The following is a 239-nucleotide window of genomic DNA, read 5'->3' as shown; positions in this document are numbered from 1 at the left end:
CACGGGCAAGGAGGCCGTCGCCCGCGCCCTGCACAACGGCGGCCGGCGCCGGCTGGCGCCCTTCGTCGCCGTCAACTGCGGCGCCCTGCCCGACGGCCTGATCGAAAGCGAGCTGTTCGGGCATGAATTGGGCGCCTTCGCCGGCGCCCTGCGTCGTCGCGTCGGCCATGTGGAACGCGCCCACAACGGCTCGCTGTTCCTGGACGAGGTCGAGAGCATGCCCCTGGCCGTTCAGGTCA

1 protein-coding gene is annotated in these 239 nt (G+C 72.0%); it reads left to right on the top strand.

What is annotated here, in order from left to right; translation table 11 throughout:
- Positions 1-239, top strand: a 239-nt coding sequence (locus CVH10_RS24075) for a sigma 54-interacting transcriptional regulator (RefSeq protein ID WP_146143390.1), incomplete at both ends; no start/stop codon positions are given.

The organism is Halomonas sp. ND22Bw (genome assembly GCF_003011945.1).
GTDB classification, from domain to species: domain Bacteria; phylum Pseudomonadota; class Gammaproteobacteria; order Pseudomonadales; family Halomonadaceae; genus Halomonas; species Halomonas halophila.
Note: the sequence above shows the minus strand (reverse complement) of the source record. Positions and strands in the feature narration are given on the sequence as shown.